Genomic DNA, 937 nt, shown 5'->3' on the forward strand with positions numbered 1-937 from the left:
CGCCCTCGTCCTTCGACAGGACGTACACTTCGCCTTCGAACTTGGTGTGCGGCTTGATCGTGCCCGGCTTGGCCAGCACCTGGCCACGCTCGACGTCGTCACGCTTGGTGCCGCGCAGCAGCAGGCCAGCGTTGTCGCCTGCCTGACCCTGGTCCAGCAGCTTGCGGAACATTTCAACGCCGGTCACGGTGGTCTTCTGCACCGGACGGATGCCGACGATTTCGATTTCGTCGCCAACCTTGATCACGCCGCGCTCGATACGACCGGTCACCACGGTGCCGCGGCCCGAGATCGAGAACACGTCTTCCACCGGCATCAGGAACGGCTTGTCGATCGCACGCTCCGGCTCCGGAATCCAGCTGTCCAGCGCGTCGACCAGCTTCAGGATGGCCGGCACGCCGATGTCGCTCTGGTCGCCTTCCAGCGCCAGACGGGCCGAACCGGCGATGATCGGGGTGTCGTCGCCCGGGAACTCGTACTTGCTCAGCAGCTCGCGCACTTCCATCTCGACCAGCTCGAGCAGCTCGGCGTCGTCCACCATGTCGGCCTTGTTCAGGAACACGACGATGTACGGCACGCCGACTTGGCGCGACAGCAGGATGTGCTCACGGGTCTGCGGCATCGGGCCGTCAGCGGCCGAGCACACCAGGATCGCGCCGTCCATCTGGGCGGCACCGGTGATCATGTTCTTGACGTAGTCAGCGTGGCCCGGGCAGTCAACGTGGGCGTAGTGACGGATCGGGGATTCGTATTCGACGTGCGCGGTCGAGATCGTGATGCCACGTGCCTTTTCTTCCGGCGCGGCGTCGATCGAGGAGTAGTCCTTGAACTCGCCACCGAAGCGCTCGGCACCGATCTTGGTCAGTGCGGCGGTCAGCGTGGTCTTGCCGTGGTCGACGTGACCGATGGTGCCGACGTTGACGTGCGGCTTGGTGCG

The 937-nt window shown here is 65.0% G+C and carries 1 protein-coding gene; it reads right to left on the bottom strand.

What is annotated here, in order from left to right:
- Positions 1–937, bottom strand: a 937-nt coding sequence (gene tuf / locus AC2A1N_RS16610) for an elongation factor Tu (RefSeq protein WP_484372915.1), incomplete at both ends; no start/stop codon positions are given.

This window comes from Stenotrophomonas maltophilia group sp. SKK55 (assembly GCF_057179845.1).